This is a genomic window from Enterococcus hermanniensis, assembly GCF_001885945.1.
GTDB classification, from domain to species: domain Bacteria; phylum Bacillota; class Bacilli; order Lactobacillales; family Enterococcaceae; genus Enterococcus_A; species Enterococcus_A hermanniensis.
Genome location: NZ_JXKQ01000013.1, coordinates 1 through 19896, shown reverse-complemented (window position 1 = coordinate 19896; position 19896 = coordinate 1). Strand labels below are relative to the sequence as shown.

Genomic DNA, 19896 nt, shown 5'->3' with positions numbered 1-19896 from the left:
TATGTGACATGTTATCTAAAAATGAGACAGTTTTTAAAAAAATTATGCATTCTGACAAAATATTCACGACTTTTATTGTATATTTTCGTTTAATTTTATTTTTTTACTTTCTCATAATTTAAACAATTTAACAATAGAGTCGTTATAATTTTATCTGACTTTTGTTTCTTTAAAATTATTGATTTTTATCAATGAGGAAAATTCTATGTTACTTTATTATACTTATTCTAAGTAATCCTGACAAACGTAATTGTTTTTCTTGTCTATTTTGTTTATTTTATCTACTATGAATAAGGAAACAAAAAAGGAGGTATTTTGATGGAGCAACAAAATTATTCACAACTTGTGCTGAATACTTGTTTAAAAGCCGGAAAAATCATGATGGAATCTGGCTCTGAAGTTTATCGCGTAGAAGATACTATGAAGCGGATCGCTTTGAATGCGGGACTAAACGATATTCAAACTTATGTCACTGCCACTGGCTTAGTCGTCGGCTTTCCTTCAGAGCATACGAGCCAAGTTGCGCAAGTAACTCAACAATCCATCAATTTAGAAAAAGTAACTGCTGTCAATTGGGGATCAAGACAATTTGCGGATGGTGAACTTTCATTACCTGACTTTTATGAATATTTGATTGAAGTAGACCAAGCCACTCCAGATTTTTCTTATTTATGGAAAATCATTTCTGCGGGCATCGTCAGCAGTACATTGATGATTATCTTGAACGGAACGTGGTTTGATTTCATACCGACCTTTATCATCGGAATGATTGGATTTTCTGTTCACACTTTTTTTGGCAAAAAATTAAAGATGAGTTTTTTGAATGATTTTATGGCCGCGCTGATCATCGGTATTTTAGCATTGCTTGCCGTTTCAAATTCCTTTGCCAATGATGTAAACAGTTTGATTATCGGTTCGATTATGCCCCTTGTTCCTGGATTAGCAATCACAAATGCGTTTCGCGATATTATGGCTGGTCACTTACTCAGTGGCGTTGCGCGAGGAACAGAAGCCTTATTTATTGCCGGAGCCATCGGTGGAGGCATCATCGTGGCTTTCAATTTCTTTTAGGAGGACCTTATGGCATTCATTGTAAATTTTTTATTTAGTATGTTTAGTACGATCGCCTTTAGTGTCATCACCAATATCCCTCGGCGAGCATTTTTAGCTTGTGGGTTGACCGGTGCTGCTGGATGGATGACTTTTTGGATCTTACATACACATTTTCATCAAAATATCGGTACAGCTAATTTCTTAGGTGCTTTAATGATTGGGCTGATCAGCATATTGTTCTCCCGAAAAATGCAAATGCCCGTAATTGTTTTTAACGTTCCTAGTCTTGTGCCTTTGGTTCCCGGAGGTCCTGCTTATATGGCCGTGCGCTATATGATGAACCAACAATTCACCGAATCAATGCAAAAAGTCGTAGTGGTTTTAATTACTTCCGGCGCCATTGCTCTAGGTTTTATGTTTACCAATTTGATTGAACGGGCGCTAAAACGGACTCGTTCAAGTTTCCAACCAAAATAATCTAAAAAATAGTTTAAGATTGATTTGAAAATAGAAAATTCCGTCTTTAGACCTATGCCTTTTTTTCTTTTATCCCTTATACTTCATTTTAGTAAGAAAAGGAGTTGACTGCGATGAGTGTCGTGCAATCTAGAAGGTTATTAAATATTATTTCTTTGATGGGTATCGCCTGTTCAATAAGTTTAACTATTTACTTTTACCATTTAGGTGTCTTTAAAGACGTGAATTCATTGCAACAGCTGGTCGGTAGTTCACCGATTGCCGGTCCTTTGATCTTTATCTTGATTCAAATCATCCAAGTCGTGATCCCAATCATTCCTGGTGGCATTAGTTTAGCAGCTGGAGTGCTAATCTTTGGACCTTATTGGGGCTTTGCTTATAATTATTTAGGTATCTGTATTGGTTCGCTGATTTTATTTTTATTAGGTCGCCATTATGGGAAGCCCTTGATTACTCACCTAGTTAGTGATAAGGTTTATCAAAAGTACAATCATTGGCTGGATGACCAATCTCGTTTTGAAAAAATGTTTGCCCTAGCGATCTTTTTACCAGTCGCACCAGATGACGCTCTGTGTTTAATGGCTAGTTTAACAAATATTTCTTTTAAAAAATATAGTGCTATCATCTTTTTAGCAAAACCAGCATCGATTTTTATGTATAGTTGGGCTTTGTTACAAGGCGGCAGCTTTTTATCTCACCTACTCGTCCACTAATTAGTGGACTTTTTTTATGGCTTTAATATAGTGATTGTATTTATTAATAGGAGGTCTCATGTCAACTGTACGAACTCGTTATTTTGCTTTTTTTCATTCACCTTTATTAGTCGTTTTTGCTTTTTTTACTTTTAGTTTGTCTTTTTTAAATCAAGGGCTTTATTGGTTTTATCAAAATGCTTTCAAACAGGGCCATTTTTCTTGGTTTTATTATTTAGGTTTGCTTGTTTTAATCAGTTTATACGCGCTTACTTTTAATTATTTACAGACTAAGCGCCAAATGCTGCACTGCTCTTTTTCATTAAAGGCATTCAGCTTACATTTATTCGTTATGATTTTTCTATCACCTATTTTTTTCTGGCGATTTTATCAGCTATTTTTAGCTTGGCGACCTTTACCAGCTAAATTTTTATCCTTTGTCTTTCTTTATCGGTGGAAAGTCCTTCCTGTTGTTGTGCTGATTTATCTTCTATTGCTCTATTTTATTTATCGCTTGATTTTATCCGCGTACTTTATCGAAACAAGTTGTACATTAAAAGAAGGGTTTGTACTCAGTTGGCAAAAAACAAAAAAATCAGTAGGACATCAATTAGTCGGATTTCTCTTTCTTCCAACCATTATTTTGTTGAGTCAGTTTTTATTGAAGTTGCTTTTTATCCATGGAACCTCTGTACTCCATGATACTGCTCTAGCTGTTTTGTTTTTAACTGCTTATTTTATTTTAAAAAATGGGTTGCAGCTATTGTTCTTATTTTATTTATCTTCTATTGGAAAAAGTGCTCCTTTCAAAGCTAATACAACATTCGTGCATTTTGGCACGATTTTTTCTGCTGTGCTGTGTATAGGAGTTTATTCTTTCTACTCGAATCATTTATTTAATCAATACAATGACACTCAAGCACTAACGATTTCTCATCGCGGTGTTACAGCTGATAATGCGCTCCAAAACTCATTGACAGCATTGAAAAAAACACACGCTAAGAAACAGCATGACTTAATTGAAATGGATATTCAAGAAACAGCTGATAATCAGCTAGTAGTGATGCATGATGAGAATCTAAAAAAATTAGCCAACAAAGATGTTCGAATTGATGAAACGACCTGGGAAGAGTTAAAACATTTAACACTAAAGGAAAACGGCTATCAAGAAGATATTCCTCTATTCTCTGACTACTTAAAAACGGCCAATGCGATTCATCAAAAATTATTGATTGAATTAAAGGTCTCTGCTAAAACTAAAAGTACGATTATAAAACAATTGCTTCCGTTGCGATCTCAACTTGCTCATCATCAATTTCAAAGCATGGATCTAGAGACTGCTGAAAAGATCAAGCAAGAATTTCCAACTCACCAAGTCGGCTATATTTTGCCTTTCGATTTATTAGGCAGTCCGCATAATACAGTAGATTTTGTCGCTATTGAGTCACGTACTGCCTCGAGCGCCCTCATTCAAGCACTCAAATATCGACAACAAAATATTTATAGTTGGCCTGTAAACTCAGCTAGAGCGGCTTCTGCGTTTCGCTTGTATAATCTCAATGGGTTGATCAGCGATGATTTGACTTCTTTAAATACAAAAAGTTCTACTCTTTCAAAGAAAACTGCATCGATTCTATTACTAAATTAAAAAGGTTGAGACAAAAGTAAAAAATTACTCTTGTCTCAACCTTTTTAGTAGATACCTATAATTAAAGAAATACTTCACATAGTTTTGTAAATTACTTATGCAGTACATTCTACTTCAATACAAGCTGAAATATCCTCATATTTTACTAGCAAACGATTTTGTAATTCAATAATAGCAGCACGATCCGTTTGTTCACAATCAACCACGTTGATCAATACCGTATTATTATAGAGCTGTTCAACCACTCCCGTTACCGCTTTTTCTATTCCAATCGCTTTGCATTCATATGTAAGTCCAATCTCGATATTATCCATAATAGATCCTCCTTAATTTCTTCGTTTTTATAATAACATATTAACAAAAAAATGAAAACGTTTTGTGCGAGTTTTTTTGCTTTAATATCAAGGATTTGTTATAAAATTTTCAGAAAATTTAGAAACGTTAAATAAACAAACGATTGTTATTTTTAATTATTTATTCATATTAAATTTATTAAAAACCAATTTTCTATCGATATTGTTTTTTTAGATTTACTATCATGATTTTTAGCGTATTTTTATTCAATAAAGCTTTCGATGATTAATTGTCATGTGAACTAAAAAACTAAGTATATTCTGATAATTTAACTTTTAGCTAGTTTTAAGGTTTTTTACTCAATAACTCCAGAATTAAAACTTCAAAATTAAATGATTAAACAAAAAAAAGCGCTCAAGTGAGCGCTTTTTAACAATAATTTATTCGATTATAAACGATCGTTTAATTCTTTAGCTAAATCTTCAAATCCTGGTTTACCAAGCAAAGCAAACATATTTTTCTTGTACGCTTCAACACCTGGTTGGTTGAAAGGATTTACGCCTAGTAAGTATCCTGAGATACCCACAGCGATTTCGAAGAAGTACATTGTATATCCTAGAGTATAAGCATCCATTGTAGGAATGTTTAATACGAAGTTAGGTACGCCTCCGTCAGTATGAGCTAGTAATGTACCTTGGTAAGCTTTAGAGTTTACGAAGTCTACATCTTTACCTTCTAAGTAGCCTAATCCATCTAAATCAGATGATTGAGCTGGAATTTTAACTGATTTACGAGGTTTTTCCACTTTTACGATAGTTTCAAAAATGTTGCGACGACCTTCTTGGATATATTGACCAAATGAATGTAAGTCAGTTGAGAAGTTTGCACTTGATGGGTAGATCCCTTTCAAGTCTTTCCCTTCTGATTCGCCGTATAATTGTTTCCACCATTCGTTGAAGTATTGCATACCTGGTTCATAGTTGACCAAAATTTCAGTCACTTTACCTTTACGGTATAAAATGTTACGAAGAGCAGCGTATTGATACGCTTCATTTTCATCCAAGTTATCGCTTGAATAAGCTTCGCGAGCATCTGCTGCACCTTTCATCAAGGCATCGATATCAGCTCCACTAACTGCGATAGGTAATAGACCAACTGCTGTAAGAACTGAGAAACGTCCGCCAATATCATCAGGAATCACGAATGTTTCCCAACCTGCTGCGTCTGCTTCAACTTTAACTGCTCCACGAGCTTTGTCAGTTGTGGCATAGATACGTTTGTTTGCTTCTTCTTCACCATATTTATTGATCAATAATTCTTTGAAGACACGGAATGCGATTGCTGGTTCTGTTGTTGTACCTGATTTAGAGATTACATTAACAGAGAAATCACGGTCACCGATAGCTTCGATCAAGTCAGCAATATATGTTGAGCTGATTGAATTTCCTGCAAAGAATACTTGTGGTGCTTTACGATCTTCTTTGTCTAATACATTGAAGAAACTTTGGTGTAAGAATTCGATTGCTGCACGAGCACCAAGGTATGAACCACCGATCCCGATAACTACTAATACTTCAGAATCAGATTGAATTTTTTCCGCTGTTTTTTTGATGCGAGCAAATTCATCTTTATCATAATCAACTGGTAGGTCGATCCATCCGCGGAAGTCGTTTCCTGCGCCAGTTCCTTCGTGTAATTCTTTGTGAGCTAGAGCTACTTCAGATTTGATGTAGTCCATTTCATGTTCGCTCACGAATGGTGCTACTTTCGAATAATCGAAATGAATGTGTGCCATTGTTTTTCCTCCTTGAAAGTCACTTCATACAACCTATACTTTACGTTTCTTTTACAATTTTTTCAAGTTAGAACATAAAAAAAATTAAACTAATCCTTGAGCAAGCATTGCTGCAGCAACTTTTTCGAACCCAGCAATGTTTGCGCCGGCTGCAAAATTATCTTTTTCAGCATATTTTTCAGCGGTATCACGACAAGTTTCATAGATATTTTTCATGATCTCGTCTAGTTTTCCGTCGACTTCTTCTTTCGTCCAAGACAAACGTTGAGAGTTTTGGCTCATTTCTAATGCCGATACAGCTACACCGCCAGCATTAGCTGCTTTACCCGATCCATACAATACACCTTTTTCATGATAAAGATGGATTGCTTCTTTTGTACTCGGCATGTTTGCACCTTCTGCTACAATTTTTACGCCATTATTGACTAAAATTTCTGCTTTATTTTGATCGATCTCATTTTGTGTTGCACATGGCAACGCAATATCAGCTACTTGTTCAAGTTCCCATACAGAACCTTCATGGTATTCTGCAGATGAACGTTCTTTCGCATATTCAGTTAAACGAGCGCGACGAACTTCTTTGATATCTTTTAATAAAGCTAAATCAATCCCCTCTTTATCATAGATATAACCATTTGAATCTGAACAAGTAATCGCTGTTGCGCCTAGTTCTTGAGCTTTTTCGATTGCATAGATTGCAACATTTCCGCTGCCAGATACTAAAACTTTTTTTCCTTCAAAAGAATCTTTACGATCTTCTAATAAATGTTTAACGAAATAGACAGTGCCGTATCCAGTTGCTTCTGTCCGGCCTAAGCTTCCATTGAAGCCAAGCGGTTTTCCGGTTAAAACACCAGCGTCATATTCACGCAACCGTTTGTATTGACCAAATAAAAAGCCGATTTCTCGACCACCCACACCAATATCACCCGCAGGTACATCTAGATTTGGACCGATATGTTTTGATAGTTCTGTCATGAAGCTTTGGCAAAAACGCATGATTTCTGAATCTGATTTTCCTTTAGGATCAAAATCAGAACCACCTTTACCCCCGCCAATCGGTAATCCCGTCAGACTATTTTTAAAAATTTGTTCAAAACCTAAAAATTTCAAAATGCTTAAATTCACGCTGGGGTGGAAACGTAATCCACCTTTATAAGGACCGATTGCCGAGTTGAATTGAACTCGATAACCGCGATTTACTTGCCAATTGCCACTGTCGTCTTGCCAAGGTACACGAAATTGGAATAATCGTTCAGGTTCGATCAGAATCCCTAAAATATTTTTTTCGACATACTCTGGGTGCTCTTCTAGAAAAGGAATGATTGTTGGTAAAAATTCATCCACCGCTTGTAAAAATTCTTCTTGATTAGGATCTTTAGTCACTAGCTCTTTTTGAATCTGTTCAACATATTTTTGTACTTCCATCAAATTCCTCCTCACATTTTGTACTCATAGTTTACATCATTTTCTAATAGAAGGGAAAAATTATTCATGCTAAACTGCACTTTGTAAGCTAATTGTTCGTAATTCCGCTTAAGATATTTAAAATGTAAGAAGAAATCTATTTATAAATGGGGTATTATTATGTCAAAAAAATTTGATGTCATCGTTGTTGGTGGCGGGCCTGCTGGTATGATGGCCGCTATTACAGCTGCAATGAATGGCGCTCAAGTCGCATTATTCGAAAAAAATAAACGCTTAGGAAAAAAATTATTGATGACCGGCGGCGGGCGTTGTAATGTCACGAACAATCGCTCGGTCGATGATTTGATTTTTCACATCCCGGGAAATGGTCGTTTTTTATATAGTACATTTTCACAATTTGATAATCAGGATGTGATGAATTTCTTCAGCGAACGCGGGGTCGCATTAAAAGAAGAAGATCATGGACGTATCTTTCCCGTTTCAGATAAATCAGCAACCATCGTTAATACATTGAAAACCGAACTTGAAACACTGAATGTGGCTGTGCATTATAAAGAACCGATTGAAAAGATTATTACAGATGGCACAACGATCCAAGGCGTACGTACCGCTGAAGGGGACTACGCGGCTAAAAGTGTCGTAATCACTACCGGAGGAATCACTTATCCTTCCACTGGATCGCAAGGAGATGGCTATCGCTTTGCAAAAAGTGTTGGACATCACGTAACACCGTTGTATCCTACTGAGTCACCGATTTTTTTAACAGATGATTTTGTCATGGATAAGACACTGCAAGGGCTTTCCTTACAAGATGTGACTCTAGCTGTCGTCGATGAAAAAAATAAAATCATCGCTAGTCATGAGATGGATCTATTGTTTACTCACTTCGGTGTTTCTGGCCCGGCTGCATTACGTTGCTCGAGTTTTGTTAATCAGTTATTACGAAAACAAGAGACAGTTACTTTGACATTGGATTGTTTTCCTGAGCAATCGAAACATGAACTACTGGAAACCATCAATGAACAGTTAAATGATTCTACAAAACAATTAAAAAATGCATTGAGTGGCTTGTTACCCGAACGATTGCTACTCTTCTTCTTAGAACAAGTCGGTATCAGCGATCAAACATATGCTCAAACATCCAAAGAACAATTCGCTACTTTTGTAGAGTACTGCAAACACTGGCAGATAACTGCTAACAAAACTTTCGGTTTAGAAAAATCATTTGTAACCGGCGGCGGGGTCGAACTAAAAGAAGTCAATCCAAAAGATTTGTCCAGCAAAAAAATCCCCGGCTTATTTTTTGCCGGGGAAGTGCTCGATGTCAATGGCTATACAGGCGGCTATAATATTACTACAGCCTTTTGTACCGGAAATGTCGCAGGAACCAACGCTGCGTACTACGCTTTTGCTTAATTCGTAAGCTCGACAAATTGTCCTCGTGTCAGTTCTACTATGGCAGCGGGGGCAATTTCCATTTGCAGTCCTCTTTTGCCGGCAGAAATAGCGATGCGTTCAAAGTTTTGAGCAGAGGCATCGACAAATGTTGGGAATAATTTTTTCATGCCGATGGGCGAACAACCGCCACGGATATAGCCAGTCGTTGTTTCTAAGTCCCTAAGATGCAGCATCTCTACCTTTTTATTGCCACTAGCCTTCGCTATTTTTTTTAAATCTAATTCATGATCACTAGGAATAACTGCCACGATTGGTCCCGTTTTATTTCCTACTGCCACCAATGTTTTAAAAATCCGTGCCGGTTCGATCATTACTTGTTCAGAGACATGTCTGGCACCTAAATCCTCTTCACTCCAAGCATACTCATGTTCTACATAAGGAATCTTTTTTTGTTCCACTAATCGAATCGCATTGGTCTTTTGAATTTTTTTCTTTGCCAAGCTGCTCCCTCACTTCTTTACTATTTTCTAAAGTCTAGCAAAAAAAAGCCTGTGAAACAAATGATCGTTTTGCTTGGTCTTTTAAATCAAAAAGCCTACACTAAAATCAGTAAAGAAAGGAAGTCACCATCATGAAAAGAATCTCAAGAGGAAAGTTCGAAAAAATGCAAAAATTGTCAAATGACCACGGGGTCATTGCAGCTTTGGCGATCGATCAAAGAGGCTCTATGAAAAAAATGATGCAAACAGCTGTTGGCGAAGACCGATTTTCAATGGATCAAGTCTATGAATTCAAAGAATTAGTTTCTCAAGAATTAACTAAACGCGTAAGTGCCATCTTGTTAGATGAACAATATGGTTTCAAAGGAATTGCCGCAAAAGATCCAAATTGCGGATTGATTTTATCTTATGAAAAAACAGGCTACGATGCTAATACACCTGGTCGGCTACCTGAACTACTGCCAAATGAATCACTCGATCGTTTGATTGCTAAAGATGCCGATGCAGCAAAAGTATTGGTCTATTATAATCCTAATGATCCAAAAGAAATTTTGGATATCAAGCATGCTTTCTTAGAACGCTTAGGAACCGAAGCACAAGCTGCAGATATTCCGGTTTTTGTGGAACCAATTGTATACGACAATGAAATCACAGATGATCATTCTCCAGAATTTGCTGCAATAAAACCACAAAAAGTCATCGATACAATCAAAGAGTTTACGAAAGATAAATATCATATCGATGTATTAAAAGTTGAAGTTCCTGTCTTATTTAATTATGTAGAAGGCTATAACAAAGCAAATGATCCTGCCGTTTATACAGCAGAAGAAGCCGCTGCTTATTTTAAAGCTGCCAGTGAAGAAGCTACTCGACCATTTATCTATCTAAGTGCCGGTGTTCCAGCGGACATTTTCCGTGATGAGTTAAAATTTGCCGGTGAACACGGTGCTAATTATTGCGGGATTCTTGGTGGTCGTGCTACTTGGCGAGATGGTGTTCAAGTATATGCCGATCAAGGCAAAGCGGGATTGATTGACTGGTTAGATACACAAGGTCGTGAAAATATTGAAGAACTAAATACTATTTTAGATCAATATGCAAAACCTTGGTACGATATTTATGGCGGTCTAGATAATATTGATGTATTTGACATTGATGTGATGAAATAAAAAGAAAAGATGGAACAAAAGTTTAACTACTTTTGTTCCATCTTTTTTATCTTAATTCATTAATAATTAAATTTAATTTTTCAGCTTCAATCTGTGCATCCGGGTAGACATTGTCCTTTAGGCAGCCGTATGCCATACACGAACCATCTAACGATCCACAAACTTGTGAGAGCTTCCCGACTCTTCCTAAAGAAACTGAGATAACTGGTAATGTAACAAATGTCTGAGCCTTCATCACAATCCCCATTTGCCGTAAGACATCGGCTTCGTTTTCTGGATGCAAGACAATCTTAGCCATATCTGCACCTAAATGTTCGATTAGATTTAATCGGAATAAAATGATGGCATCTTCTGGTGTTTCATCAAAATTGTAATAGCTTAAAATGACCCGCACATCCAAAGCTTGTAACCATTTGATAAATGTTACAGATAACTGGTCAATGACTGATACTTCGACATCCGCGAGATCGATTGCTCGAGTTGAAACAGCAAACTCATTTATGTGTCGATATTGATTTAAATTAAGCTCGAGCTGTCCGCCAGATTCTTTTGTCCGTAAATTAAAAATCAAAGGAATATTCCTGATTTCATCACGCAATGCCAACAAAGTAGTATTTAACTTATCATCATCAAAAATATCGTCATAATAATCCGCACGCCATTCGATTACTTCGGCATATTTTTTTGCTTCGGTTGCCTGTTCGATGATCTCATCAAAAGTTCTGCCCGTTAGCGGGACACAAACTTTAGGTTTTCCTGCATCGAAGCGTGTCTCTCTCACTTGAATATCCATCATATACAGCCACTCATTTCCTTTATTTTTTTATCTCATAAAACAATACTTTCAAATAATTGCTTTCTTCAAAATCACTAGCTGGAAAATCTGCCGGTAAGCGATAGGTTTCAACTAAACGATAACGAACGTGTTTACTTTCTAATGCGGCTTCAATCGATTGTTGGAATTTTTTTACTGGAAGATTGGCGGCATTCGTTGACGCGATGATCATTCCCTCATTGGTTAAAATTTCAACACTGTCTTCGATCAAACGACCATAATCTTTTGCAACAGAGAACGTTTTTTTCTTATTCCGAGCAAAACTTGGTGGATCTAAAATAATCAAGTCGTACTTAAAACCTTTTCTTTTAGCATAACGGAAGTATTCAAAAGTATCCATAACAACGATTTTTTGCTGATCTAAAGGCAAACCATTCACTTGGAATTGTTCTTGTGTTTTTGGTAAACTGCGCTGCGCTAAATCCACACTTGTTGTTTCTACAGCACCGCCATATGCTGCAGCTACAGAAAATGCTCCGGTGTAGCTAAACATGTTCAAGACTGACTGGCCCGCTGCCAATCCCTCAGTCAATCTTCCACGAACTTCTTTTTGATCTAAGAAGATCCCAGTCATATAGCCTTCATCTAAGTATACAGCATACGAAACACCATTTTCTAGCACCAATAATGGTTCTTGCGGCTTTTCTCCAGCCAACCATTTGCTTTCTTTTTGGTCACTTTTAAAACGAATTTTTTCGACTGTCCCTTTAGCATTGGGAAAGGCCGCTAGCAAACTATTGACGATGCTGTCTTTTAAATGATAGATCGTTTCGTTATACCATGAAATCACTAAATAGTCTGCATAATAATCTACAGTCACTCCACCCAGTCCATCGCCTTCCCCATTAAATAGACGAAAAGCCGTCGTTGATTCATCAGCAAAAAAAGGTTGGCGTTTTTGAATAGCTTGAGCAAATTTTTCAACCAAAAATTCATCATCGATGGCACGTTTCGATTGATCGATCACCCATCCAAATCCTTTATTTTGTTTGCCTAAATAACCGGTCGCTACATACTGTTTTTTACTATCAATGAAAGTTACCCATTCCATCGGAACAATAGCTATTTTTTTCTTTAAGTCTTCTACTTGAATCAAAGGATTTCCTTGCCTTATTCGTTTGACTCCGTAGTTATTTAATTCTATCTTCACATTCATCCCTGCTTTCTTTTTTATTATAGCAAAAAATTATCTCAGTTTTCGCTTATAAAGTTTTCTTTAAGGCAGAAACAGCAACTTTTAATAAGAATTGACGGGGTTGCTTTAACCAGTTAAACTGTTATTAAGTGAACATCCGTATTTTTTACGGCAGAAAGGAAGTTACAATTGAAAAAACTAAAAGCTCCTGGATTTTTGAATAAGCGGCTTGGCTTTTATGCCTTACTGACATTCTTACTGTGGGCAAAGAGCATATTTGCTTATCTCTTTGAATTTAATTTGGGCATCGAAAGCCTGACACAGTATTTCATCCTATTCATCAACCCGATCGCATCGACAATGTTTTTACTGTCGATTGCTTTGTATGTACGTCGCACAAAAGCATCTTATCGAACGATGCTAGTCATTTATGGATTAGCCAGTATCCTGCTTTTCTCAAACGTCGTTTACTACCGAGAATTTACGGACTTTATCACAGTCAATACTTTCTTAGGGGCTGGTAAAGTTGCTAGTGGTTTAGGTGAAAGTGCCATTCGTCTATTCCGTCCTTACGATCTTTTATATGTGATTGATTTAGTGATCTTACCAATTTTATTATGGCGTAAAGGAATTAAAGAAGAAGAACGTCCTGTTCGTGCTCGGATGGCATTTGCCATGACAGCTCTTTCTGTCTTAGTTTTCTCAGGAAACCTATTTTTAGCAGAAGCAGATCGTCCCGAACTATTGACTCGTACCTTTTCACGCGACTACTTGATTAAATATCTTGGGGTCAATGCTTTTACTGTCTATGACGGAATCCAAACGTATAAAACCAATCAGGTTCGTGCTGAAGCTAGTCCCAACGACTTAAAAGAAGTAGAGTCTTACGTCAAAGAGCATTACGCTGCGCCAAACAGTGATTATTATGGCATTGCAAAAGGTCGCAATGTGATCACGATACATTTAGAAAGCTTGCAACAATTCGTAATCGACTACAAATTAAAGGATGAAAATGGGCAGGAACACGAAGTAACTCCGTTCTTGAACAGCATCTTCCATAGCAATAGTACCTTTTCATTCGATAACTTTTTCCATCAAGTAAAAGCAGGTAAAACTTCGGATGCAGAAACGTTAATGGAAAATTCATTGTTTGGTTTGAATCAAGGATCGTTGTTCTCACAATTAGGTGGCAAAAACACGTTCCAAGCTGCACCAGATATCTTGAAACAAACGGGCGGGTATACAAGTGCTGCCTTCCACGGAAACTCTGGAAATTTCTGGAATCGGACAGAAACCTATAAAAATCTTGGGTATGATTACTTCTTTGATTCTTCTTATTATGATGTCAATGATGAAAATTCATTCCAATATGGGTTGCACGACAAACCGTTCTTCCAGCAATCTGTTCAATATTTAGAACGTTTACAGCAACCATTCTATTCAAAATTTATTGCTGTTTCAAACCACTATCCATATAGTGAATTCAAAAATGATGAAGCTGGTTTCCCGCGCGCAACTACTAGCGATGAAACAATCAATGGATACTTTGCTACTGCTAATTATTTAGATAAAGCGGTGGAAGAATTCTTCAATTACTTAAAAGCTTCTGGTTTGTATGACAATTCCATCATCGTAATGTACGGTGACCATTATGGAATTTCAAATTCTAGAAATCCTGAACTTGCTACTTTGCTAGGTAAATCAAAAGATACGTGGTCAAATTATGACAACGCTCAAATGCAACGTGTTCCTTATATGGTTCACATCCCTGGCCAAGACAAAGGTGGCATCAACCATACTTATGGTGGTGAAGTCGATGCTTTACCAACGCTCTTACATTTACTGGGTGTTGATACTAGTAAGTATATCCAATTAGGTCAAGATTTATTATCGGAAGATCACGATCAAGTTGTTGCATTCCGAGATGGTGACTATGTTACACCAAATTATACGTACTACAGTAGCAACTTATATGATAATTCGACTGGGCTACCAGTAACTGATCCAAGTGAAGAACTACAAAAACAAGCAGATACTTGGAAACAAGCGGTCTCCACGCAATTGAGTACTTCTGACAATATCAACAATGGTGATTTACTGAGATTCTATTCTGCAAGTGGTTTGGAACCCGTTGATGCAACGCAATTTGATTACAAAGATGGCCTTAAGAAATTGCAACAAGCTGAAAATAAACTGGGAGATAAATCAACCAGCTTATATGATCAAAATGGTAAGAAAACGACACAAGGATTGTACAAGACTGAAACGTACAAACAATACCAAGAAAAAACGCAACAATAACTATCAAAAGCTCTTTTCTCATATTCGAGAAAAGAGCTTTTTTTCTTATATTTATTCCTATAGAATTCATATTTCTTTCAAACTAAGCTTTTATACTGTTTATAAGAGGTGGAATTTATGGGATTTTTATCAACTACTATGTCAACAATCAAACAGCACCGTGTCCGATTCTCAATTTCTTTAGGAATTTGTTTGCTCGCACTTTTTTCTTTGACTACCTTGGGTGTTTTGAAAGTAGCGATGGGTCATTTGAATACCTCTACTCCAATCAAACTATTTTCAAGTGCTGAAATCGATCAATTACAACAGTATTTTTCAAATGGGTTGATTGCTTGCAGTATCTTTTTAATTTTATCACTGCTCCTCTTTTTCGTCTTCCGTTTCAGACGTTGGAAAAACCAAGAATTTACGACGAACAGAATGATTTATGAAACAGGATTAGAATGTTTTTTAAGTTTACTACTGGCTACGATTTTTTTAATTTTATTGTTTGCTCTTTTTGAACCAACTTATGAAGCAATATTGCAAAATCTTTATCATAAAGGACTAGATCAAATCAGCAACCTCCCTAAGACTGTAATCAGTAATGGAAATAATGGAATCGTCTACTCCACTCGCTCCTCTCTTACTTTTGACTTTTCGTCTGCAACGTTATTAGATATGTTTTTCAAATCACTTATTAAATCGATTCTATACATTCTCTTAAACTTAGTACTTTTGACCTTGGGATTCAAAGCAATAAATTTACTAACCAAAAAGCACAAAGTTCGCTAAACACGAACAATGTGCTTTTTATTTTTGTTTTTGTCCTTTTTGCACTTGAAAGTCGATTATTTATTATATACAATCAATAAGTATTCGGTTTTTACCGATATAATGAACTTATTCTTAAGGAGCGTTTATAAAAAATGGAGAAATTCTTTAAATTAAAAGAACAAGGCACAACTGTTTCAACTGAAGTAATGGCAGGAATCACAACATTCTTTGCTATGAGTTATATTTTGTTCGTCAATCCAACGATTTTGTCTGCATCAGGGATGCCTTTTCAAGCGGTCTTTTTAGCAACGATCATCGCCTCGGTCATCGGAACCTTAGTCATGGGATTATTCGCTAATGTCCCTTATGCACAAGCTCCTGGTATGGGACTAAATGCTTTTTTCACTTATACAGTTGTTTTTGGTTTAGGTTATTCATGGCAAGAAGCACTTGCTATGGTCTTCATTTGCGGCATCATAAATATCTTAATCACAGTTACAAAAATTCGTAAATTAATTATTCATGCAATTCCAGAAAGCATGCAACATGCGATTGGCGGTGGGATCGGGATCTTCGTTGCCTACGTCGGGATCAAAAACGCAGGGCTACTTTCTTTCAGCGCTGACTCTTCAGCTATCACTAGTAGTGTTGTTGAAGGCGGAAAAGCAACTAGCGTTTCGATCAACAGCGGTATCGTTCCTGCTTTGGCCAATTTCAATAATGCACCCATCTTATTAGCTATTATCGGATTGGTTTTAACAACGATCTTAGTCGTCAAAAACGTTCGCGGAGCGATCTTAATTGGAATTCTCGTTACAACAGTATTAGGTATTCCTATGGGTGTTGTTCAATTGGGCGCGATAGACTGGCATGCTAATTCATTAGGCAGCTCAATCAATGAATTAGGAACTACTTTTGGTGCGGCTTTTGGTGCCCAAGGAATGGGTTCGCTGTTTTCTGATTCATCCAAACTTCCACAAGTTTTAATGACGATTCTAGCTTTTAGCTTATCAGATACTTTTGACACTATCGGAACATTTATCGGAACAGGTCGTCGCACGGGGATCTTCTCAAAAGAGGACGAAAAAGCATTAGATAATGACTCACGCGGGTTCAAGACAAAAATGGATAAGGCCTTGTTTGCAGATGCTATCGCTACATCGATTGGAGCGATCTTTGGTACATCAAATACAACTACTTATGTTGAATCAGCTGCTGGTATTGGTGCTGGTGGCCGTACTGGTTTAACTTCTGTTGTTGTCGCGCTTTTATTTGCACTAAGTAGCTTCTTTTCACCTTTGATCTCAATCGTCCCTGCTCAAGCAACTGCTCCAGCACTTATCTTAGTCGGAGTGATGATGTTGGCTTCATTCGCAGATATCAATTGGTTAGATTTAGAAGAAGCTGTTCCTACATTTTTCGCCAGTATCTTTATGGGGCTTTGCTACAGTATCTCTTATGGAATTGCTGCTGGCTTTATTTTCTACACAATCGTCAAAGTAATCAAAGGAAAAACCAAAGAGATCTCACCAATTTTATGGATCGTTGATCTTCTATTTATTCTCAATTTTATTATTCTTGCAATTTTATAAACAAACGAAAAAGCGTAAAACCAAAATGGTTTTACGCTTTTTCTATTTTTTCAGGTTTGTTAGGAAAAACAACCGTAAAAGTTGTTCCCTGTTCAAGTTCACTCGTTACATTGATGGTTCCTTTATGAAGTCGAATTAGTTCTTGAACAATTGAAAGTCCTAAACCAGATTCGCCATATTTTGTATTTTTACGCGAAGGATCTACTTTATAGTAACGATCCCAAATATTTTTGACTTGTTCCTCACTCATTCCAATCCCTGTATCTGAAATAGTGACTTGTGTCCCTTGATCAATTGTCGAGATTCCAATAGAAATCGTCCCATTTTGGGTAAATTGGATCGCATTTTGAATCAAGTTAACCATGACTTGAACAAAGCGATCATAATCCGCATACACATCAACTGCTTCTTCCGTTGTTAAAATCAATTGATTATTCGAGGCCTTAGCTTTCGCCTGTAGTTGAGAAACTAGCGTCGTTAATGCTTCTGTCGCATTAAATTTTTGAACGATGATACTGATTTGATTCGTTCGGATTTTTTCATAATCCAGGTTTTCATTAACTAAGCGAATCAAGCGAGACGTTTCATTCTGCATCAATTTGATAGCCTTAGCCTTTTGATTTTCTGGGATCGCATTGTATTCTAGCCCTTCTAACAGTCCATTAATTGTTGTTAGCGGCGTCCGCATCTCGTGTGAAGCATTTGCCATGAATTGTTTTCGTCGCTCTTCTTGCCGCTCAATTTCTTCTTGCGATTCTTTCAATGACACCGTCATTTGATTAAAATCATCTGCTAAATCATCAAATTCATCACGACTACGGTTGGGAACAATCACATCAAAATTACCCGCCGCTACTTCTTTCGTTGCCGAACGCATCCGATTGATCCGTTTTACCTGCTGTGTTGCAAAGAAATAGCTTACGATAATGGCTAGAATCGAAGCAATAATAAAGGCTTTAAACAAATCTGCTACAATCGAATTGACACTATTTTCTACATTAGTCGCAGGTTGACTGACTAAAAGAACGCCATAGAATTCATTGTTGGCCACAAATGGTACCATTGCATAAGAAGTTGTTTGATCTTCTCCATGGATATTTTTTGCCTTTGTTTCTTTTTGTCGTTGACCAGCCTTCAATGCGGCCCATTGTTTATTCGTTACTAGATGTTTGCTGATTTGTTGTCCATCATCCGTTGAAGGATAGGATACTTGCTTATCGCTATCAATGAATACAAACCGAACACTCTGCTGGTCCAAACTACGCTCGGTCACCAAAATTGAAAAACGAAATACATCTGTATACGAACTTCCTTCGAATTGCGGACTACCACTTAAAGCATTTTGATTTTTTTCCATTGCTTCCGCATAATCAAACAAGTTCTTATAATTATTATCTTCAAGAGTCTTGCGTGTGAATTGTGTAAATGAGATTCCTAATGTCAAAAGTATCAACAAAATCAATCCGCCAAAAGCTAACAATTGTTGATAAAGATATTTCATTGACCAACCTCATTGTCGTCAAATTTGTAGCCGACCCCCCAAACTGTTTGAATCACTTGTGGTCCGACTTTTTCAATCTTTTGACGAAGTTTCTTAATATGAGCATCAACAGTACGTTCATCACCAAAATATTGGTAATCCCACACCAATTCAAGTAATTGCTCCCGCGTAAATACTTGACGAGGTTTTTTAGCCATCGTATATAGCAAATCAAATTCTTTTGGTGTTAAACCATCGATCGGTTTTTCATTTAAATACGCTTCACGTGTTTTCAAGTTCATTTTGAAATGATCAGTATGAACATCAAAAGTTCCGTCCGCATCTTCTGAATCTTGTTGCACATCACTGGCTAATTCACTACGACGATGCAAGGCCTTGATTCGTGCAATCAACGTTAATGGTGAAAAGGGTTTTGTTACATAATCATCCGCACCCATTTCTAGACCGATTACTTGATCGCTCTCTGAATCTCTAGCCGTCAACATAATAATCGGTACAGTTTTAGAAATTTTACGGATTTCTCGGCCAACTTCCATGCCATCCATGTTTGGTAAATTTAGATCAAGTGTGATCATATCCCATTTTTCTGGAGCGGCTTTAAATGCCTCTAGCCCCTCTTTCCCATCATATTTAAATTCGGCTTCCCAACCTTCATTCAGGAAAAACATCTGCATCATTTCTGAAACAGATTCATTGTCTTCAATCATTAAAATATTCATTATTCAACCCCCTGGTATCATTTGCTGCTCTTTTCCAAGTATACTCTATTTTATTTTAATCAACCATTACCTTACCTGTATCTTCATTAACAATTTGTTTTTTCTTCAATTTTTGCAGTACAATCTGGTAGAATCTTCACGATTACATGTTTATTGGACGAGTAACTATGTCTAGCTTTGCTTTTTTCTTTTTTAAATGGTATACTTTTCTCTGCAACAAAATAATAAATAAGGGGCTGTTACGGATTCGACAGGCATAGTTTGAGCTTGAATTGCGCTTCGTAGGTTACGTCTACGTGAAAACGTTACAGTTAAATATAACTGCTAAAAACAACAATAACTCTTACGCTTTAGCTGCCTAAAAACAGTTAGCGTAGATCCTCTCGGTATCGCCCATGTGCTCGAGTAAGGGTCCTATTCTAAGTGGGATACGTTTCAACTTTCCGTCTGCAAGTTGAAAAAGAGCTTATCAGACTAGCAATGTTCGCGGCCAGTCATGCGGCAGAGAACAAAGCGAAACTTAAATAGTATGACTATGAGCGTAGATTTTTAGGTGGTCGATATGTTTGGACGCGGGTTCGACTCCCGCCAGCTCCATTAAAA

At 36.9% G+C, this 19896-nt stretch carries 17 protein-coding genes and 1 other RNA gene; 10 read left to right on the top strand and 8 right to left on the bottom strand.

The window, feature by feature from the left end:
- Window positions 1-318 precede the first annotated feature (318 nt).
- The 4 genes from RV04_RS11410 (at window position 319) to RV04_RS11395 (ending at window position 3870) form a co-directional block, all read left to right on the top strand.
- Window positions 319-1071, top strand: coding sequence for a threonine/serine exporter family protein (locus tag RV04_RS11410; RefSeq protein ID WP_071858599.1), 753 nt, complete (start codon window positions 319-321; stop codon window positions 1069-1071).
- A 9-nt stretch (window positions 1072-1080) separates the two neighbouring features.
- Complete coding sequence (locus RV04_RS11405; RefSeq protein WP_071858598.1) at window positions 1081-1530, top strand: threonine/serine exporter family protein; 450 nt, start codon at window positions 1081-1083, stop codon at window positions 1528-1530.
- A 113-nt stretch (window positions 1531-1643) separates the two neighbouring features.
- Window positions 1644-2243: a TVP38/TMEM64 family protein gene (locus tag RV04_RS11400; RefSeq protein WP_071858597.1), complete on the top strand. Its 600-nt coding sequence runs from the start codon at window positions 1644-1646 to the stop codon at window positions 2241-2243.
- A 58-nt stretch (window positions 2244-2301) separates the two neighbouring features.
- Complete coding sequence (locus RV04_RS11395) at window positions 2302-3870, top strand: glycerophosphodiester phosphodiesterase family protein (protein ID WP_071858596.1); 1569 nt, start codon at window positions 2302-2304, stop codon at window positions 3868-3870.
- 95 nt (window positions 3871-3965) lie between these two features.
- Here RV04_RS11395 and RV04_RS11390 read toward each other — a convergent pair whose 3' ends face one another.
- The 3 genes from RV04_RS11390 to gdhA all read right to left on the bottom strand — a co-directional run bounded on the left by RV04_RS11390 (window position 3966) and on the right by gdhA (window position 7387).
- Entirely contained in the window at window positions 3966-4184 is a 219-nt protein-coding gene (locus tag RV04_RS11390) for a hypothetical protein (protein ID WP_071858595.1), read from the bottom strand.
- Between the two features lie 428 nt (window positions 4185-4612).
- Window positions 4613-5959, bottom strand: a complete 1347-nt coding sequence (locus RV04_RS11385) for a glucose-6-phosphate isomerase (RefSeq protein ID WP_071858594.1) — start codon at window positions 5957-5959, stop codon at window positions 4613-4615.
- 84 nt (window positions 5960-6043) lie between these two features.
- The gene (gene gdhA, locus RV04_RS11380; protein ID WP_071858593.1) at window positions 6044-7387 is read right to left on the bottom strand and encodes an NADP-specific glutamate dehydrogenase; all 1344 of its coding nucleotides are present in this window, start codon (window positions 7385-7387) and stop codon (window positions 6044-6046) included.
- Window positions 7388-7546: 159 nt separating this feature from the next.
- Here gdhA and RV04_RS11375 point away from each other — a divergent pair, with 159 nt between their 5' ends.
- The gene (locus tag RV04_RS11375; RefSeq protein WP_071858592.1) at window positions 7547-8803 is read left to right on the top strand and encodes a BaiN/RdsA family NAD(P)/FAD-dependent oxidoreductase; all 1257 of its coding nucleotides are present in this window, start codon (window positions 7547-7549) and stop codon (window positions 8801-8803) included.
- Here RV04_RS11375 and ybaK read toward each other — a convergent pair.
- Window positions 8800-9285: a Cys-tRNA(Pro) deacylase gene (gene ybaK, locus RV04_RS11370; protein ID WP_071858591.1), complete on the bottom strand. Its 486-nt coding sequence runs from the start codon at window positions 9283-9285 to the stop codon at window positions 8800-8802. The genes RV04_RS11375 and ybaK overlap by 4 nt on opposite strands.
- 131 nt (window positions 9286-9416) lie before the next feature.
- Here ybaK and RV04_RS11365 point away from each other — a divergent pair, with 131 nt between their 5' ends.
- Entirely contained in the window at window positions 9417-10454 is a 1038-nt protein-coding gene (locus tag RV04_RS11365; protein ID WP_071858590.1) for a tagatose 1,6-diphosphate aldolase, read from the top strand.
- 46 nt (window positions 10455-10500) lie between these two features.
- Here RV04_RS11365 and RV04_RS11360 read toward each other — a convergent pair whose 3' ends face one another.
- Window positions 10501-11250 (bottom strand): type I 3-dehydroquinate dehydratase, encoded by a 750-nt coding sequence (locus RV04_RS11360; RefSeq protein ID WP_071858589.1) that lies wholly within the window; start codon window positions 11248-11250, stop codon window positions 10501-10503.
- 19 nt (window positions 11251-11269) lie between these two features.
- Window positions 11270-12439 carry a class I SAM-dependent rRNA methyltransferase gene (locus tag RV04_RS11355; protein WP_379953015.1) on the bottom strand — a complete coding sequence of 390 codons (1170 nt, stop codon included), beginning with the start codon at window positions 12437-12439 and terminating at the stop codon, window positions 11270-11272.
- Window positions 12440-12613: 174 nt separating this feature from the next.
- Between RV04_RS11355 and RV04_RS11350 the strand changes: the two genes are divergently transcribed.
- From RV04_RS11350 to RV04_RS11340, 3 genes are all read left to right on the top strand, one after another.
- Window positions 12614-14725, top strand: a complete 2112-nt coding sequence (locus tag RV04_RS11350; protein ID WP_071858587.1) for an LTA synthase family protein — start codon at window positions 12614-12616, stop codon at window positions 14723-14725.
- 117 nt (window positions 14726-14842) lie between these two features.
- Window positions 14843-15499, top strand: a complete 657-nt coding sequence (locus RV04_RS11345) for a hypothetical protein (RefSeq protein ID WP_071858586.1) — start codon at window positions 14843-14845, stop codon at window positions 15497-15499.
- A gap of 134 nt (window positions 15500-15633) precedes the next feature.
- On the top strand, window positions 15634-17073 hold the full coding sequence (locus tag RV04_RS11340; RefSeq protein WP_071858585.1) for an NCS2 family permease: 1440 nt from the start codon (window positions 15634-15636) through the stop codon (window positions 17071-17073).
- Window positions 17074-17104: 31 nt separating this feature from the next.
- Here the strand turns inward: RV04_RS11340 and RV04_RS11335 are convergent, their stop codons facing one another.
- Both RV04_RS11335 and RV04_RS11330 read right to left on the bottom strand, forming a co-directional pair.
- Window positions 17105-18574 carry a sensor histidine kinase gene (locus RV04_RS11335; protein WP_071858584.1) on the bottom strand — a complete coding sequence of 490 codons (1470 nt, stop codon included), beginning with the start codon at window positions 18572-18574 and terminating at the stop codon, window positions 17105-17107.
- On the bottom strand, window positions 18571-19293 hold the full coding sequence (locus RV04_RS11330) for a response regulator transcription factor (protein ID WP_071858583.1): 723 nt from the start codon (window positions 19291-19293) through the stop codon (window positions 18571-18573). Before RV04_RS11330 ends, RV04_RS11335 begins: the two co-directional genes overlap by 4 nt.
- Window positions 19294-19525: 232 nt before the next feature.
- Between RV04_RS11330 and ssrA the strand changes: the two genes are divergently transcribed.
- Window positions 19526-19893: a transfer-messenger RNA gene (gene ssrA, locus RV04_RS11325) on the top strand.
- The last annotated feature ends 3 nt before the right edge of the window (window positions 19894-19896 follow it).

Excerpts from the sequence above, each read along its gene's own strand:
- RV04_RS11345 (WP_071858586.1), top strand. The coding sequence starts at position 14,843 with ATGGGATTTTTATCAACTACTATGTCAACAATCAAACAGCACCGTGTC.
- RV04_RS11395 (WP_071858596.1), top strand. The coding sequence starts at position 2,302 with ATGTCAACTGTACGAACTCGTTATTTTGCTTTTTTTCATTCACCTTTA.
- gdhA (WP_071858593.1), bottom strand. The coding sequence starts at position 7,387 with ATGGAAGTACAAAAATATGTTGAACAGATTCAAAAAGAGCTAGTGACT.
- RV04_RS11410 (WP_071858599.1), top strand. The coding sequence starts at position 319 with ATGGAGCAACAAAATTATTCACAACTTGTGCTGAATACTTGTTTAAAA.
- RV04_RS11365 (WP_071858590.1), top strand. The coding sequence starts at position 9,417 with ATGAAAAGAATCTCAAGAGGAAAGTTCGAAAAAATGCAAAAATTGTCA.
- RV04_RS11405 (WP_071858598.1), top strand. The coding sequence starts at position 1,081 with ATGGCATTCATTGTAAATTTTTTATTTAGTATGTTTAGTACGATCGCC.
- RV04_RS11390 (WP_071858595.1), bottom strand. The coding sequence starts at position 4,184 with ATGGATAATATCGAGATTGGACTTACATATGAATGCAAAGCGATTGGA.
- RV04_RS11340 (WP_071858585.1), top strand. The coding sequence starts at position 15,634 with ATGGAGAAATTCTTTAAATTAAAAGAACAAGGCACAACTGTTTCAACT.
- RV04_RS11400 (WP_071858597.1), top strand. The coding sequence starts at position 1,644 with ATGAGTGTCGTGCAATCTAGAAGGTTATTAAATATTATTTCTTTGATG.
- RV04_RS11335 (WP_071858584.1), bottom strand. The coding sequence starts at position 18,574 with ATGAAATATCTTTATCAACAATTGTTAGCTTTTGGCGGATTGATTTTG.
- RV04_RS11360 (WP_071858589.1), bottom strand. The coding sequence starts at position 11,250 with ATGATGGATATTCAAGTGAGAGAGACACGCTTCGATGCAGGAAAACCT.
- RV04_RS11375 (WP_071858592.1), top strand. The coding sequence starts at position 7,547 with ATGTCAAAAAAATTTGATGTCATCGTTGTTGGTGGCGGGCCTGCTGGT.
- RV04_RS11330 (WP_071858583.1), bottom strand. The coding sequence starts at position 19,293 with ATGAATATTTTAATGATTGAAGACAATGAATCTGTTTCAGAAATGATG.
- RV04_RS11385 (WP_071858594.1), bottom strand. The coding sequence starts at position 5,959 with ATGGCACACATTCATTTCGATTATTCGAAAGTAGCACCATTCGTGAGC.